Here is a 14,747-nt window from a genome sequence, read left to right as displayed (position 1 = left end):
CTCGGCCCGCGCCCGGCCGGCCCGCGCTCGGCGGGCCCGCGCTCGGCTAGTCCCGCGCTCGGCTAGTCCCGCAAGGTCTCCAGCAAGGCGCGGGTCAGGTTCGGGGCCAGTTCGGGGTGCGCCACGACCTCCTCCGGCACGTCGACGCTGCCGCGCAGGCGCAGCACGCACGCCGCCGAGCCGTCCCGCAGCACCGCCGCCACCAGCCGGGCCTCACGGCGCTGGGGGTGCTCGGCGGCGAACCGGCGCGCCTCCTCGTCGTCCAGCTCCTGCTCGGTCAGCTGCGCCTCGGCGTCCGGCGGCAGCACGACGATCTCTTGCGCGAGCGCGCAGCCGTGCACGACCTCCGGCCACACGATCCCGGCCAGCGCCCGGTCCAGCTCGGCGTCCGGCAGCGAGTCCTGCGCGATCGGGGTCAGCGGCGACGACTCCGGATCGAGCTGACCCGCCAACTCCGGCTGCTGGGCCAGCAGCTCCGCGGTCGGGACCAGCGCGAACAGCTGGGTCGGCTGGTTCCACCCGGCGGTGGACACGAACTCCTCGACCTCGCGGGCGACAGCGGGCAGCACCACGGGCGGCGTTTCACTGGCTGACACGTCCGTCATGCTCCCATCCGCCCGAAACGGACGACCGAACGGGGAACCCTCGGCGGCCTCCGTAGAGTTGGACAGAACGTACGAACGCCACTACCGCGATCCAGGAGCGTGCCCCGTGGCCACACGGCCCCCGGTCGGACTGCCCAGGCTGTCCCGTCGCAGCCGGATTCTGCTCATCGTCGGTGCGGTGGTCCTGGTCGGTATGATCACCGGCTCAAGGCTGCTCGGCACCTACGTCAACTGGCTCTGGTTCGGCGAGGTCGGATTCCGCAGCGTCTACGCCACGGTGCTCGCGACCCGGTTCGGGTTGTTCCTCGCCGTCGGCCTGCTGGTGGGCGGTCTCGTCGCGATCAACCTGATCCTCGCCTACCGCAGCCGGCCGGTGTTCGTGCCGGTGTCCGGGCCGGACGACCCGGTGGCCCGCTACCGCGCGGTCGTCAGCAGGCGGATGAAGCTGTTCGCCATCGGCCTGCCGGTGATCGTCGGCCTGATCGCGGGCGCCTCGGCGCAGGGCGAGTGGCAGATCGTCCAGCTGTTCCTCAACGCCACCTCGTTCGGGACGACCGACCCGGAGTTCGGCCGCGACATCGGCTTCTACGCCTTCGAGCTGCCGTTCTACACGTGGCTGCTGTCCTGGCTGTTCATCGCCACGGCGGTGGCGTTCGTCGCCGCGGTGGTCGCGCACTACCTGTTCGGCGGCATCCGGCTGGCCGGTCGCGGCGGCCAGCTGTCCGGGCCCGCGCGCACGCACCTGGCGATCGTGGCCGGCGTGTTCGTGCTGCTCAAGGCGGTCGCGTACTTCTTCGACCGGTACACGCTGCTGTTCTCGGACCGGAACAACAAGTTCCACGGCGCCACGTACACCGACCTCAACGCGGTGCTGCCGGCGAAGTTGATCCTGCTGTTCATCGCGGTCTTCTGCGCCATCGCGTTCTTCGCGGGCGCGGTGCTGCGCAACCTGCAGCTGCCGGCCATCGCGACCGTGCTGCTGGTGTTGTCGAGCATCCTGGTCGGCGCGGCGTGGCCCGCCGTGCTGGAGCAGTTCTCGGTGAAGCCGAACGCCATCCAGAAGGAAGCGGACTCGATCAGCCGCAACATCGACGCCACCCGACAGGCGTTCGGGCTGACACCGGACAAGGTCGAGAGCAAGCCCTACGCGGGCAAGCAGAACGTCTCGCTGGAGGAGCTGAAGAGCGACCAGGCGACGTTGGGCAACGTCCGGCTGCTCGACCCGGCCGTCATCTCGAAGACGTTCACCCAGTTCCAGCAGCTGCGGCCGTTCTACTCCTTCCCGGACAAGCTCGACGTCGACCGGTACAAGGTGAACGAGCAGGTCCAGGACTACATCGTGGCGGTGCGCGAGCTGTACAGCGCCGGCATCCCGTCCGGCCAGCGCGACTGGATCAACCAGCACCTCATCTACACCCACGGCAACGGCATGGTGTTCGCCGAGGCCAGCAAGGTGAACTCGCCCGCGGACGAGGGCGGCAACGGCGGCTACCCGGTGTTCGAGGTGACCGAGGTCGGCCAGGACGGCAAGGTCAAGCCGGGTCCGTTCGGCGTGCAGCAGCCGCGCACCTACTTCGGCGAGCTCGGCTCCGCGGGCGACTACGCCATCGTCGGCGGCCGCGGCGAGGGCGCGCCGGGCGAGTACGACACCGACGGCTCGTCGTACACGTACGACGGCAAGGGCGGCGTCCGCATCGGCGGCCTGTTCAACAAGCTGGTCTTCGCCGCCGCCTACGGCGAGCGGAACATCCTGTTCAACTCGGCCATCGGCGACGACTCGCGGATCATCTTCAACCGCCACCCGCGTGAGCGCGTGGAGGACGTGGCGCCGTGGCTGACCGTGGACGGCGACCCGTACCCGGCCGTCGTCGACGGGCGCATCACGTGGATCGTCGACGGCTACACGACGCTCGACAAGTACCCGTACGCGCGCCGCACCGCCCTGGGCGACGCCACGAACGACTCGCTGCCGGGCGTCGCGCAGCAGCCGAACCGGGAGATCAGCTACATCCGGAACTCGGTCAAGGCCACTGTGGACGCCTACGACGGCACCGTGTCGCTGTACGAGATGGACGACAAGGACCCCGTGCTGAAGGCGTGGATGGGTGTCTTCCCGGGCACGGTGAAGCCGAACAGCGAGATGTCGCAGTCGCTGCGCGAGCACCTGCGCTACCCGGAGGACCTGTTCAAGGTCCAGCGCGAGATGCTGTCCGAGTACCACGTGGACAAGCCGGACGACTTCTACTCCGGCGTCTCGTTCTGGTCCGTGCCGTCCGACCCGACCATCGACAACGCCACCACCGTCGAGGCGCAGCAGCAGGGCGTCCAGCAGCAGCGGGACCGGCAGCCGCCGTTCTACGTGCTGGCGGGCGACCCGACCGGCGACCCGAACAAGGTCAGCTTCCAGCTCACCAGCGCGCTGGTGCGGCTGAACCGCGAGTTCATGGCGTCGTACGTGACGGTCAGGTCCGATCCGGACAACTACGGCAAGATCAGCGTCCTCACGCTGAACAACGAGGCCAAGGGTCCGCAGCAGATCCAGACCACGTTCCTCACCAACGGCGAGGTCAGCGGTGAGCTGAACCTGCTCACCCAGCGCCAGACCAAGGTCGTCTACGGCAACCTGCTCACGCTGCCGGTGGGTGGCGGCCTGCTCTACGTCGAGCCCATCTACATCGAGCGCGCCAGCCAGAACACCCAGTTCCCGCAGCTGTTCAAGGTGCTGGTCAGCTTCGGCGACAAGGTGGGCTACGCGCCCACGTTGAGCGAGGCGCTGGAAGAGGTGCTGACCGGCGCGGCGGCCCAGGTGCCGGGCCAGGACACCTCCGGCCAGCCGCCGGCGTCCACGCCGTCCGCCACGCCCCCTCCGCCCGCGAACGGGCAGCAGGGCGGCACGGAGGTCCAGCAGGCCGTGCGGGACATCCAGGCGGCCTTGGCGCGGGTGAAGGCGGCGCAAACGAGCGGTGACTTCGCCGAGCTGGGCGCCGCGTACAAGGCGCTCGACGACGCGACGAAGAGGTTCGAGACGGCCAGCGCCGCGACCACGTCCTCGGCCCCGCCGACGACGCCGACCGGCTGACCCTCTTCGACCTGCGGTGATACCGCGATCGGGTGGCCTGGGACACGTCCAGGCCACCCGATTTGCATTCCCCGGTAACCACGGCGTAGAGTTCTAAATGCAGCGCGGGGTGGAGCAGCTCGGTAGCTCGCTGGGCTCATAACCCAGAGGTCGCAGGTTCAAATCCTGTCCCCGCTACAAAGTCGGAGAGCCCTGCCCGTGGAGATCACGGGCAGGGCTTTTCCGCATTTGCATTGGGGGTCCGACCCCCAAACCCCGGGCAGGCGGGCTTCGCCCCCTGCACCCCCTGGGGGGCGTTGCCCCCTTGCCCCCCAGTCGGTGCGGGTGAGTGGGGATGTGCCGGTCGGAATGTGGTGTGAGCTGGGGGAATGTGGTTTGGGACCCCCGTGTGAAAGTGGTTTTCGGGGCGTGTATAGTTGTCCTTACAGCGCGGGGTGGAGCAGCTCGGTAGCTCGCTGGGCTCATAACCCAGAGGTCGCAGGTTCAAATCCTGTCCCCGCTACGAAAGTGAAAGACCCCCGGAGATTTCTCCGGGGGCCTTTTGCTATGCGCTTGTCAGGTCATGTTCTCCGCCCAGTACTGGGCGCAGGTCAGCGAGCACACCCGGCCCTCGCCGCTCACCGTGCGGTGCCTGCGGATGTGCTTGCCGCACACCATGCACTCGTCCTTGCCCGCCTGGTCCGGGATCGTGCCCGACGCCCAGGCGCGGGCGTTGCGCACCACCTTGGTCCCCGTCGTCCACTTGATGCCCACAGCTGACCTCCCAGTCGAACGAACACCCGGGGTAATGGTCCCACCACCCGACGTGTTTGCCACGTCGAGAGGACGACATCACCGGGTTGTGCTATCGGGCGCCGGCCCCGTCGGGGCGTGTCGAACGCTGCGCGTGACTCCGCGCTGCCGTTCGAGTGAAGGTCGTGAGGCGGTTTCCCTTGGCGCTCAATGGATTTCCAACTGGTGTGGACAAATGCGGTCAAGCGGCCGAACGCGTGGCGTTGATCAGCCGGCGGTTACGCAGCGATGTTTCCCGTTGCTCCGCTTGGCCCAACTCCACTAGCCCGTGATCAGCCACAGTGGACAGAACGGCTGACCATTGTGGACAGCTCGCGTGAGGCGTGGCACCGTTGGTGGTGTGTCGGACCTGAATGCGACGGCGGCGGCCCTGCTCGGGCTGCTGCACGACGGACCCAAGACCGGTGGCCAGCTCGTGGCTGAGGCCGGAGAGCGCTTCGGCGCGTTCTTCAGCGTCACCCGCAGCCAGGTCTACCGCGAGCTGCCCGCGCTGGCGGACGCCGGCCTGCTTCGCCTCGGCAAGCAGGGACCGCGCTCGAGCCAGCAGTACGTGCTCACGGCGGCGGGCAAGAAGGCGTTCAAGAACTGGCTGCTCTCCGAGCCGGGACCGGACCACCTGCGCAGTCCGCTGATCCTGCGGATGGTGCACGCGGGCTCCCTGACCGCCAAACAGCGGCAAGGGCTCGTGGACTCGGCGCGCGCCAGCTACGGCGCTCAGCAGGAGGCCGCGAAGACCGCTGTCAAGACCGCCGAGGACGCCTACGCCAAGGCGGTCGCCGAATTCGGCCTGGCCCACGCCAAGGCCGTCCTGAAACTGCTCGACGCCATCCCCACGGCCTGAGGCGCGCCCACCGGTCGCGCTCCGCGACCGGTGCCGGCGTAATCTTTGGACGTGAACCCCGACGTCGAAGCAGACATCAAGGACCTCTCCGCCACCCTCGCGAGCATCGAGGCGGTGATGGACCTCGATTCGCTCCGCGCGCAGGTCGCCGATCTGGAGGAGCAGGCGGCCCGGCCCGACCTCTGGGACGACCAGGAGACGGCGCAGCGGGTCAACAGCCAGCTCTCGCACAAGCAGGGCGAGCTGCGCCGCATCACGGGCCTGCGGGACCGCCTCGACGACCTCGGCGTGCTCTACGAGCTGGGCGAGGACGAGGACGACGCGGGCAGCATCGCCGAGGCCGACGCCGAGCGGACCAAGCTCCGCGAGGAGATCTCCTCGCTGGAGGTCCGCACCCTGCTGTCCGGGGAGTACGACGAGCGCGACGCGCTGATCACCATCCGGGCCGAGGCGGGCGGCATCGACGCCGCGGACTTCGCCGAGATGCTGCTCCGCATGTACTCGCGGTGGGCGGAGCGCCACAACTACGGCGTGGACGTCTTCGACACCTCCTACGCGGAGGAGGCGGGCATCAAGTCCGCCACGTTCCGCGTCTCGGCGCCGTACGCGTACGGCACGCTGAGTGTCGAGCAGGGCACGCACCGCCTCGTGCGCATCTCGCCGTTCGACAACCAGGGCCGCCGGCAGACGTCGTTCGCGGGCGTCGAGGTGGTGCCGGTGGTCGAGCAGACCGACCACGTCGACATCGACGAGAAGGACCTGAGGGTCGACGTCTACCGCTCGTCGGGCCCCGGCGGCCAGGGCGTCAACACGACCGACTCGGCGGTGCGCCTCACGCACATCCCGACCGGCATCGTGGTCTCCTGCCAGAACGAGCGCTCGCAGCTGCAGAACAAGGCCACCGCGATGGCCGTGCTCCAGGCGAAGCTGCTCGAGCGGCAGCGCCAGGAGGAGCAGGCGAAGATGGACGCCCTGAAGGACACCGGGTCCAGCTGGGGCAACCAGATGCGCAACTACGTGCTGCACCCGTACCAGATGGTCAAGGACCTCCGCACCGAGCACGAGGTCGGCAACCCGTCCGCGGTCCTCGACGGGGAGATCGACGACTTCCTCGAAGCCGGCATCCGGTGGCGCAAGCAGCGGCAGTCCTGATCGGTCAAGCCGGGTGAGAGGGAAGCTTTACCCAGGCCACGAGTACACTCGCCCCTCGTGATTCGCCTCGAACACGTGTCCAAGGTCTACAAGAGCTCGGCGCGCCCCGCACTCGACAACGTCTCCGTCGAGATGGACAAGGGCGAGTTCGTGTTCCTCATCGGGCCGTCCGGCTCCGGGAAGTCGACATTCCTGCGGCTCCTGCTGCGGGAGGAAGTGCCCAGCAAGGGCCGCGTGTACGTGTCGAACTTCGACGTGGCCAAGATGTCCCGGCGCAGGGTCCCCCGCCTGCGCCAGTCCATCGGCTGCGTGTTCCAGGACTTCCGGCTGCTGTCCAACAAGACCGTGGCGGAGAACGTCGCGTTCGCGCTGGAGGTCATCGGCAAGCCGCGCAACACCATCGTCAAGGTGGTGCCCGAGGTGCTCCAGCTGGTCGGCCTCGACGGCAAGGCGGAGCGGATGCCGCACGAGCTGTCCGGTGGCGAGCAGCAGCGGGTGGCGATCGCCCGCGCGTTCGTCAACCGACCCCTCGTCCTGCTCGCCGACGAGCCGACGGGAAACCTGGACCCCGACACGAGCCAGGACATCATGTTGCTGCTGGAGCGGATCAACCGCACCGGCACGACGGTGCTGATGGCCACCCACGACCACTCCATCGTCGACTCCATGCGCCGCCGCGTGGTCGAGCTCGACCACGGCCGGATCATCCGCGACGACGCGCGGGGTGTTTACGGCGTGGGCCGCTGAGCCCGAGGCCGCCGGACCCCCTCACCCCCCGACCCTGAGGAACGTTCCCCCCGATGCGTACCAGCTTCGTGTTCAGCGAGGTCGTCACCGGCCTGCGCCGGAACGTCACGATGACCATCGCGATGATCCTCACGACCGCGATCTCGCTCTTCCTGCTCGGCCTCGGCCTGCTCGCGGTCCGCGTGGTCGACAAGATGCAGGACAACTACCAGGGCAAGCTCGAAGTGTCCGTGCTGCTGACCAACGACGTCAGCGCGAACGACCAGGACTGCACGCAGCAGCCGTGCGCGGGCCTGCGCAGCCAGCTGGAGACCACGTCCGGGGTCAAGACGGTCGTCTACGAGAACCGCGAGAAGGGCTTCGAGCGGTTCAAGCGGATCTTCGAGGCGCAGCCCGAGCTGGTCAAGCTCGCCCGTCCGGAGGCCATCCCGGCCACGTTCCGGGTGAGCCTGGAGGACCCCGAGCGCGCCGACGTGATCGCGCAGGCGTTCAACGGCAAGGCCGGCGTGAAGTCCGTCAACGACCAGGGCGAGTTCCTGAGCAGGCTGTTCGACGTGCTGAACGGCCTGCGGGACCTCGTGCTCGGCCTGGCGGCGCTGCAGGCGTTCGCGGCGCTGCTGCTGATCTCGAACACCATCCAGGTGTCGGCGTTCACGCGGCGCACCGAGGTCGGCATCATGCGCCTGGTGGGGGCGACCCGCTGGTACACCCAGCTGCCGTTCCTCATCGAGGCGGTGGTCGCGGGCATCATCGGCGCCGTCGTCGGCGTCGGGTTCCTGATCCTCGCCCAGGCCGCGGCCGTGGACCGGGTGTTCGGCGACCTGTTCACGTCGGGAATCCTGCCGCGCATCGGCATGTTGGACGTGTTGGTCATCTCGCCCATCCTGCTGGGTGTGGCGGTGTTGATCTCGGCGCTCACCGGGTACGTCACGCTGCGGTTGTACGTGCGCCTTTAACCGCTGGCGTGCTCACGTAAGGTTTCCCCATGGTCAAGGAACGCGGTCAGAAGGTGATCGCGTCGAACCGCAAGGCTCGGCACGACTACACCATCCTCGACACCTACGAAGCGGGTGTCGTGCTCGTCGGCACCGAGGTGAAGAGCCTGCGCATGGGCCGGGCGTCCCTTGTGGACGCCTTCGCCCAGGTGGACGACGGCGAGATCTGGCTGCACGCGCTGCACATCCCGGAGTACGTGGCGGGTACCTGGACCAACCACGAGGTGCGCCGCAAGCGCAAGCTGCTGCTGCACAAGAACGAGATCGAGCGGCTGATCGGCAAGACCAAGGAGAGCGGTCTGTCGCTGATCCCGCTGTCGATGTACTTCAAGGACGGGTACGTCAAGGTCGAGCTCGCCCTGGCGCGCGGCAAGAAGTCGTACGACAAGCGGCAGGACCTCGCGAAGCGCGACGCGCAGCGGGAGATCCAGAAGGCGCACGGCCGCGCGTTGAAGGGGCGCTACTGAACGGGCTGCCCGGCCTGGTCGACGTGCACGTGCACTTCATGCCGCAGCGCGTGCTCGACAAGGTGTGGGCGTTCTTCGACGAGGCGTCCCGCCACTACGGCGTGGACTGGTCGATCCGGTACCGGCTGCCCGAGGACGAGCGGCTGGCCGTGCTGCGCTCGTTCGGGGTGATCGGCTTCGCGCCCCTGGTGTACCCGCACAAGCCGGGCATGGGCGAGTGGCTGACGGACTGGGCGCTGGACTTCGGCGCCCGCGTCGACGGCGCCGTGCCGACCGCGACCCTGTACCCGGAGCCGGGCGTCGAGGGGTACGTGGCGCGGGCGTTGGCCGCGGGCGCGCGGTGCTTCAAGGCGCACGTGCAGGTCGGCGGGTACGACCCGCGCTCGCTGGACGGCGCGTGGGGCCTGCTGGCCGAGGCGGGGGTGCCGGTGGTCGTGCACTGCGGGCACGGGCCGGTGCCGGGCGCGCACACGGGGCTGGACGTGTTCGAGGACGTGCTGCGGCGGCACCCGTCGCTGGTGGCGGTGCTCGCGCACGCCGGGATGCCGGACTACCTGGGCGCGCTGGACCTGGTCGGGCGGTACGACGGGGTGCACCTGGACACCACGATGGTCGGCGTGCCGTTCACCGAGGCTCAGGCGGCGCTGCCCCGTGACTGGGCGTCACGGCTGGTCGACGTGACCGACCGGGTGGTGCTCGGCTCGGACTTCCCGAACATCCCGTACGACTACTCCGTGCAGCTCGACGCGATCGAGAGCTGGGCGGCCGCCGACGACCGGCTGGGCGAGCCGTTCCTGCGGGCCGTGCTGCACGACAACGGCGCCCGGCTGCTGGCTATCCCAGGTTGAGGTAGGCGAGCACGGCGCGCACCCGGCGGTGCTCCGACGTGCTCGGTTCCAAGCCGAGCTTGGCGAAGATGTTGCCGACGTGCTTCTCCACCGCGCCGTCCGACACGACCAGCGACGCGGCGATCGCGCCGTTGGACAGGCCCTCGGCCATCAGCCCCAGCACCTCGCGCTCACGCTGGGTGAGCGAGTCGACCGGGTTGCGCTTCGACCGCACCATCAGCTGCGTGATGACCTCGTGGTCGATGCTCGTGCCGCCGTCGGCGACCCGGCGCACCGCGGCCACGAACTCCGAGACGTCCGCCACGCGTTCCTTCAGCAGGTAGCCGACGCCGTTCGCGCCGCCCGCCAGCAGCTCCACCGCGTACCGCTCCTCGACGTACTGCGAGAGCACCAGCACCGGCAGGTTCGGCACCCGCTTGCGCGCCTCGATCGCCGCCCGCAGGCCCTCGTCGGTGAACGTCGGGGGCATGCGGACGTCCACCACGGCCAGGTCGGGGCGGTGCTCCTCGATCGCGGCGAGCAGCGCGTCGCCGTCCTCCACCGCCGCGACCGTCTCGATGCCCTCGTCGGCCAGCAGGCGCTGCACCCCCACCCGCAGGAGGACCGAGTCCTCCGCGATCACCACGCGCACGGCAGCTCCGTCCGGATCACAGTCGGCCCGCCGAGCGGGCTCACCACGACGACCACGCCGTCAATCGTCGCAGCCCGGTCCGCGAGGCCCGCCAGGCCACCGCCCGGGCGCACCTCCGCGCCGCCGCGGCCGTTGTCGGTGACCTCCACCACCACGGAGTCCTCCGTGCGGGTCACCGTGACGTGCGCCTCGGTCGCGCCGGAGTGCTTGGCGATGTTCGTCAGCGACTCGGCGACGGTGAAGTACGCCGTGCTCTCGACCGCCGTGGGCGGGCGCGGCTCGACGTCCACGGAGACGTGCACCGGGATCGGGGAGCGCGCGGCCAGCGACGACAGCGCCGCGTCCAGCCCCCGGTCGCCCAGGACGGACGGGTAGATGCCGCGGGCCAGGTCGCGCAGCTCCGAGATGGCGAGCTTGGCGTCCGCGTGGGCCTCGGCGATCAGCTCGCGGGCGCCGTCCGGGTCGCTCTCCATCTTCGTGCGCGCCCGGCCGAGCCCCATGGCCACGGCGACCAGGCGTTGCTGCGCGCCGTCGTGCAGGTCGCGCTCGATGCGCCGGCGTTCCGCCTCGGCCGCCTCCACGCCGCGCGCCCGGCTGGCCGACAGCCGCTGCGCCTCGGCGGACAGCACGCCGTAGCGGGACGGGCCCAGGAGGGACTGCGCGAGCGCCGCGTGGCCCCCGGCCATCGCCTTGAGCATCCGGTGGGCGAGGAAGCCGAGCACCAGGCCCAGGACCGTGACCGGCAGCGCCTTGGCGAACGAGTCGATCAGCCACACGGTGCCGCCGCCGAAGTCCACCTCCCACGTCGCCGGCATCCAGTGCTGGTAGAACGGCAGGAACACCGTGCCGGCGACGACCGACCAGGCCGCCACCGTGAGCGCGAACTCGACCGCGCCGAGCGGCAGCATGATCAGCCAGTAGGACAGGTCGCGCCACGTCGCCGGGTCCCGCGCGATGCCCTTGGCCCGCTTCACCGCACCGTCCTCCAGCGGGCGGTGCGGGCGGGGGATGTCGACGCCCAGCGTCGCCCGCAGCCAGGCCCGTTCGGCGTTCGCCGCGCCGCGCGCCAGGACCAGCGTCAGCACGCCCAGCGGCAGGCCGACCCAGATCACGGCGGTGGCCGCGCTCACCGCGCCCAGCGTCACCAGCAGCACGAACCAGAAGATGCCGGTGACCAGGTTCAGCAGGAAGTACCCGCTGATCCTGACGATGCCCGGGTTGACCCGCGTTGCCATGTTCCCCCACTCCCGAGGCTGGATGTGCCCGACCAGCATCGCCCGAACGTGTGGCCGGAACCATCAGGTCCGCCGGTCGGCGGGGGGTGGGGACAGCCCTACCACCGTAATGGGAATGAACCGGGGTGCGCGGGGCGTTATGCTGTGCGGAGCAGGACCCACGACACGGGGGTGAACGGTTTCGACTTTGTGCGTTGATTCAAGGGAAGCGTGCCGGTGCAGGCGAGAGACCACCGCAAGCGTCATCGCAAACCAATAAGCGCCGAGTCTAACGACCAGCGCGCGTTCGCCCTCGCCGCCTGAGGCTAGGAGCGACGCTGTCGGCCCGGGGGCGCCTCCGCTCCGGTCGCCGGCATCAGCTAGGAGGCTCACCACCGTTCCCGGCCACGGGGAACGGTCGGGACACCCACAGTGGCTGGGCTCATCACGGTGACTTGTCCGCGTGATCACCGGGGCCGAGTAGAGGTGTAGCGGACTGCGCACGGAGAAGCCTTGTTGAGACGGCAGAGGACCCGGGTTCGATTCCCGGCACCTCCACCACCGCGGAGCGGCCCCCTTCCTTCAGGACGGGGGCCGCTTCGGCGTTTACGCGGCCTGGCCGTCCGCCGGCCTCGCCGCTCCCTTCCGCTTCGCGACGAACGGGAGGTCGGCGAACCGCGGTTCGACGCCGTGGTGGCGCGGGTCCTCGTTAAGCCGCAGCGGCTCGACCGGCGAGAGCGCAAAGAGCCGCGCCACGTCCCACCGCCGCCCGGCGATGGCCGGCACCACCACCCTCGAGCGCTCGGTGACGCGCCTGCGGCCGTCCAGCGTGTTCACCTTCGCGTCCAGCTGCTCCAACGCCGCCGGCTCAAGGCGCCGCGCCCAGGCCGACACCCGCGCCCGGGTGACCAGGTGGCTCGCCGCCGTGGCGCGGGTGAGCCACTTGACGTGCACCCGCTCGTCGTCGGGGCCGATGACGCCGGCGAGCTCGAACTCCGGGTGCATGGGCGTGCGGGCGCGGCTTTTGTCGAGGCAGATGAAGGGCGCGCTGCTCGTGAGCGCCAACTCCTGGTCACTGATGCGGATGACGTGCTCCGCCCGGAGAGGGCTGTCGACCACGCGGGTTTCCGCCACCCAGTGGCTTCGCGCGCCGTTGATCGTGATCGGGCCGTCGTACTCGGTGCTCACGTCGGAGTGGAATTTCACGTAGTCCCGAAGTGCTGAGCCGCCGCGGTGGCGGTAGACCGTCGTCGGAGCGGTCGGGTACGGCTGACGTGCCAAAGTTCGAATCCTTCTCTGGTAATCGCACGAGCGCGGCGTTCGACGTGCTGGGAGCACGGAACGGAATCGCGCGGTGCGTGCTGTTGGGTGCAGGTGCGGTCGGTCAGGCGGAGGCGCCGGTGGACGACTCGCTGAACGTCACGATCGCGGCGACGGCGATGACGGCCAGCGGGACGACCGACCAGGCGCCGAGGCACAGCACCACGGCGACGACACCGGGGACGGCCAAGCCGAGAAGCCTGCGGGTGCGGCGGTGAGCTGCGACAACGCTGGTCAAGGGCTTGGCGGCGACGGGCGCCGGCTCACGCGCCGCGGCGCCCGGCTCCCGGACGGCGGCGCCGCCGTCCGGCACGAGGTGCACGAGGACCGTGAGCCGACCGCCCGCGGCTTCGGAACCACCCGGCCGTGGTGGTGGAAAACCTGGATTTGGCCGCCGGTACAGCTCTACACTCAACAGTTGTTCCTCCGAACAGTCTTCTGGTTGCTAGGCCAGGGAGATGCGGTCGGGACGTCGCGCGGCCTCCTGCGCCAACAGGGGGCCGCGTTCCCATTTCTGCCACGGCGCACGGTGACGCCGTTATGAAGCATGCCGGATCGGAGGCTTCCCAACGAGGCGGAATGCCTCTCGGACGTTGTTCCGTCGCCGAACGGACATCCGGCTGCGTCGAGCGGTGTGGGCCGTGTGGTTCAACCGATGGGTGAAGCAGATCGAGGGTTTCCACCGCCCGATACGTGCAGTTGACCTACCGATCAGTTCGGGGGGAATGTCAACGATGTCGGGTCACACGATCGAGTGAATATCATCCGAGATTGGTGACGGGAATTCCTCTCAACTGGGGTTCGGGGCCGTGGCCGAAGATCAAAGAACGCTGTGGCCGACCGGTCCGCCCTGGTCATCGCCGGCGGTCGAACCGTTCACCGCGCCGGGCGATCCACTCGCCGATGACGGCGGACGCGCCGGTATCCCGCGAGTCAGCGGCGGGCGGCGGGGGCGGTCAGCGGGTCTTCCGGCCAGCGGTGCTTGGGGTAGCGGCCGCGCAGTTCCGCCCGCACCCGGGGGTAGCCCGTCCGCCAGAACGACGCCAGGTCGCCGGTGACGGCGGCCGGTCGGCCGGCGGGGGAGAGCAGGTGCAGGACGACGGGGACGCGGCCGTCGGCCAGGCGGGGGGTCTCGGTCCAGCCGAAGACCTCCTGGACCTTCACCGGCAGCACCGGGTCGCCGGTGGAGTAGTCGACCCGGACGCGTGACCCCGAAGGCACTTCGAGGCGGTCGGGGGCGAGGTCGTCGAAGCGGGCGGCGGCGGGCCAGGGGAGGAGCTGTCGGACGACGTGCTCACCGCTGATCCGGGCCAGGTCGGACTTGCGGCGGGCGTCGCCGACGTCCACCACGGCCAGCAGCGCGTCGTCGTCCACGGCCGGCCACGGGTCGCCGATCACGCGGTGCAGGAAGGCCATCCGCTCCCGGGTCCGCAGGCCGTCGGCGTCCCAGCGGAGGAGCCCGAGACCCTCGGTGCGCAGGCCTTCCAGGAGCGCGCGCCGGGTCGCCTCGCGGTCGTGCAACGGCTTGCTGGACAACGTGATCGCGCCCAGCTTGCGCAGCCGGTTCGCGACCACGTCGCCGTCCCACCGGACGTCGTCGACGTCGGCGAGGAGCGTGGCCGCGGCGGCGACCGCCAACTCCTCGTCGGCACGCGCGGCGAGTCGGATGCGGCCGTGCGTGCGGCCCGGTTCGCGGTCGGCGACGGCCACGGCCAGCCACTCGGCGTCGGCCAGGCCGCTGCCCGGCGGCAGCTCGGCCGCCGTGCCGCCGGCCATCAGGTACACCGGGGAACCGGGGGAACGGCGGCGGGCCAGGCGTTCCGGGTACGCGAGGGCGACGACGAGGGCCGGGTCGGCGGAAGTCTGGGCAGTCGGGGACGTCGGGGACGCGGGGGCGCTGACCAGCGCGGACAGGCGGCGGACCTCGCGGGGGTCGGCGTCGCGGGTCGTCAGCTCGATGCCGGAGCTCGCCCGGTCGTCGTCCAGCAGGGCCACGACCTCGGCCGCCCTGCGCGCGCCGACGGCCGCCGCGCCGTCCGGCAACGCCCGCGCCGTC

The 14,747-nt window shown here is 70.1% G+C and carries 14 protein-coding genes, 2 tRNA genes and 1 other RNA gene; 10 read left to right on the top strand and 7 right to left on the bottom strand.

Annotated elements, in window-relative coordinates; genetic code table 11:
- Positions 1 to 62: 62 nt before the first annotated feature.
- A complete protein-coding gene (locus tag ACFQ3T_RS26965; RefSeq protein ID WP_380727184.1) occupies positions 63 to 605 on the bottom strand; it encodes a PPA1309 family protein in 543 nt (180 codons plus the stop codon).
- Positions 606 to 735: 130 nt separating this feature from the next.
- Here ACFQ3T_RS26965 and ACFQ3T_RS26960 point away from each other — a divergent pair, with 130 nt between their 5' ends.
- From ACFQ3T_RS26960 to ACFQ3T_RS26950, 3 genes are all read left to right on the top strand, one after another.
- The gene (locus ACFQ3T_RS26960) at positions 736 to 3,684 is read left to right on the top strand and encodes a UPF0182 family protein (protein WP_380727188.1); all 2,949 of its coding nucleotides are present in this window, start codon (positions 736 to 738) and stop codon (positions 3,682 to 3,684) included.
- Between the two features lie 103 nt (positions 3,685 to 3,787).
- Positions 3,788 to 3,861: transfer RNA gene (locus ACFQ3T_RS26955), tRNA-Met, on the top strand.
- Between the two features lie 251 nt (positions 3,862 to 4,112).
- Positions 4,113 to 4,186, top strand: a tRNA-Met gene (locus tag ACFQ3T_RS26950).
- A 53-nt stretch (positions 4,187 to 4,239) separates the two neighbouring features.
- Here ACFQ3T_RS26950 and ACFQ3T_RS26945 read toward each other — a convergent pair.
- Entirely contained in the window at positions 4,240 to 4,437 is a 198-nt protein-coding gene (locus tag ACFQ3T_RS26945) for a hypothetical protein (RefSeq protein WP_380727182.1), read from the bottom strand.
- A 379-nt stretch (positions 4,438 to 4,816) separates the two neighbouring features.
- On the opposite strand from ACFQ3T_RS26945, the gene ACFQ3T_RS26940 reads away from it, so the two are divergent.
- Genes ACFQ3T_RS26940 through ACFQ3T_RS26915 form a run of 6 tightly spaced genes read left to right on the top strand, consistent with a single transcriptional unit; the run spans position 4,817 to position 9,526 of the window.
- Positions 4,817 to 5,317 (top strand): PadR family transcriptional regulator, encoded by a 501-nt coding sequence (locus tag ACFQ3T_RS26940; RefSeq protein ID WP_380727180.1) that lies wholly within the window; start codon positions 4,817 to 4,819, stop codon positions 5,315 to 5,317.
- A 51-nt stretch (positions 5,318 to 5,368) separates the two neighbouring features.
- Entirely contained in the window at positions 5,369 to 6,469 is a 1,101-nt protein-coding gene (gene prfB, locus ACFQ3T_RS26935) for a peptide chain release factor 2 (protein WP_380727178.1), read from the top strand.
- Between the two features lie 57 nt (positions 6,470 to 6,526).
- Positions 6,527 to 7,216 carry a cell division ATP-binding protein FtsE gene (gene ftsE, locus ACFQ3T_RS26930; protein ID WP_380727176.1) on the top strand — a complete coding sequence of 230 codons (690 nt, stop codon included), beginning with the start codon at positions 6,527 to 6,529 and terminating at the stop codon, positions 7,214 to 7,216.
- A gap of 53 nt (positions 7,217 to 7,269) precedes the next feature.
- Positions 7,270 to 8,172, top strand: coding sequence for a permease-like cell division protein FtsX (gene ftsX / locus ACFQ3T_RS26925; protein WP_380727174.1), 903 nt, complete (start codon positions 7,270 to 7,272; stop codon positions 8,170 to 8,172).
- 29 nt (positions 8,173 to 8,201) lie between these two features.
- Complete coding sequence (smpB, locus tag ACFQ3T_RS26920) at positions 8,202 to 8,678, top strand: SsrA-binding protein SmpB (RefSeq protein WP_380727171.1); 477 nt, start codon at positions 8,202 to 8,204, stop codon at positions 8,676 to 8,678.
- 14 nt (positions 8,679 to 8,692) lie between these two features.
- Positions 8,693 to 9,526, top strand: coding sequence for an amidohydrolase family protein (locus ACFQ3T_RS26915; protein WP_447009953.1), 834 nt, complete (start codon positions 8,693 to 8,695; stop codon positions 9,524 to 9,526).
- Here ACFQ3T_RS26915 and ACFQ3T_RS26910 read toward each other — a convergent pair.
- Complete coding sequence (locus ACFQ3T_RS26910; protein ID WP_380727168.1) at positions 9,513 to 10,157, bottom strand: response regulator transcription factor; 645 nt, start codon at positions 10,155 to 10,157, stop codon at positions 9,513 to 9,515. The two genes, ACFQ3T_RS26915 and ACFQ3T_RS26910, sit on opposite strands and share 14 nt — an antisense overlap.
- The gene (locus ACFQ3T_RS26905) at positions 10,145 to 11,392 is read right to left on the bottom strand and encodes a sensor histidine kinase (RefSeq protein WP_380727165.1); all 1,248 of its coding nucleotides are present in this window, start codon (positions 11,390 to 11,392) and stop codon (positions 10,145 to 10,147) included. The genes ACFQ3T_RS26910 and ACFQ3T_RS26905 overlap by 13 nt, the downstream gene beginning before the upstream one ends.
- Before the next feature lie 167 nt (positions 11,393 to 11,559).
- Here ACFQ3T_RS26905 and ssrA point away from each other — a divergent pair.
- Positions 11,560 to 11,932, top strand: a transfer-messenger RNA (tmRNA) gene (gene ssrA / locus ACFQ3T_RS26900).
- Between the two features lie 45 nt (positions 11,933 to 11,977).
- Here the strand turns inward: ssrA and ACFQ3T_RS26895 are convergent.
- From ACFQ3T_RS26895 to ACFQ3T_RS26885, 3 genes are all read right to left on the bottom strand, one after another.
- Positions 11,978 to 12,559 (bottom strand): TIGR04141 family sporadically distributed protein, encoded by a 582-nt coding sequence (locus tag ACFQ3T_RS26895; RefSeq protein ID WP_380727163.1) that lies wholly within the window; start codon positions 12,557 to 12,559, stop codon positions 11,978 to 11,980.
- A 196-nt stretch (positions 12,560 to 12,755) separates the two neighbouring features.
- The gene (locus tag ACFQ3T_RS26890; RefSeq protein WP_380727161.1) at positions 12,756 to 13,013 is read right to left on the bottom strand and encodes a hypothetical protein; all 258 of its coding nucleotides are present in this window, start codon (positions 13,011 to 13,013) and stop codon (positions 12,756 to 12,758) included.
- Positions 13,014 to 13,624: 611 nt separating this feature from the next.
- Positions 13,625 to 14,747: ATP-dependent helicase C-terminal domain-containing protein (locus ACFQ3T_RS26885; RefSeq protein WP_380727159.1), on the bottom strand; the 1,123-nt coding region annotated here is incomplete at its 5' end.

The organism is Saccharothrix hoggarensis (assembly GCF_042678885.1).
Taxonomy (GTDB): Bacteria; Actinomycetota; Actinomycetes; order Mycobacteriales; family Pseudonocardiaceae; genus Actinosynnema; species Actinosynnema hoggarensis.
Note: the sequence above shows the minus strand (reverse complement) of the source record. Positions and strands in the feature narration are given on the sequence as shown.

Bases quoted from the DNA above. Each gene is read 5' to 3' on its own strand.
- ftsX (WP_380727174.1), top strand. From the start codon at position 7,270: ATGCGTACCAGCTTCGTGTTCAGCGAGGTCGTCACCGGCCTGCGCCGG.
- ACFQ3T_RS26905 (WP_380727165.1), bottom strand. From the start codon at position 11,392: ATGGCAACGCGGGTCAACCCGGGCATCGTCAGGATCAGCGGGTACTTC.
- ACFQ3T_RS26965 (WP_380727184.1), bottom strand. From the start codon at position 605: ATGACGGACGTGTCAGCCAGTGAAACGCCGCCCGTGGTGCTGCCCGCT.
- smpB (WP_380727171.1), top strand. From the start codon at position 8,202: ATGGTCAAGGAACGCGGTCAGAAGGTGATCGCGTCGAACCGCAAGGCT.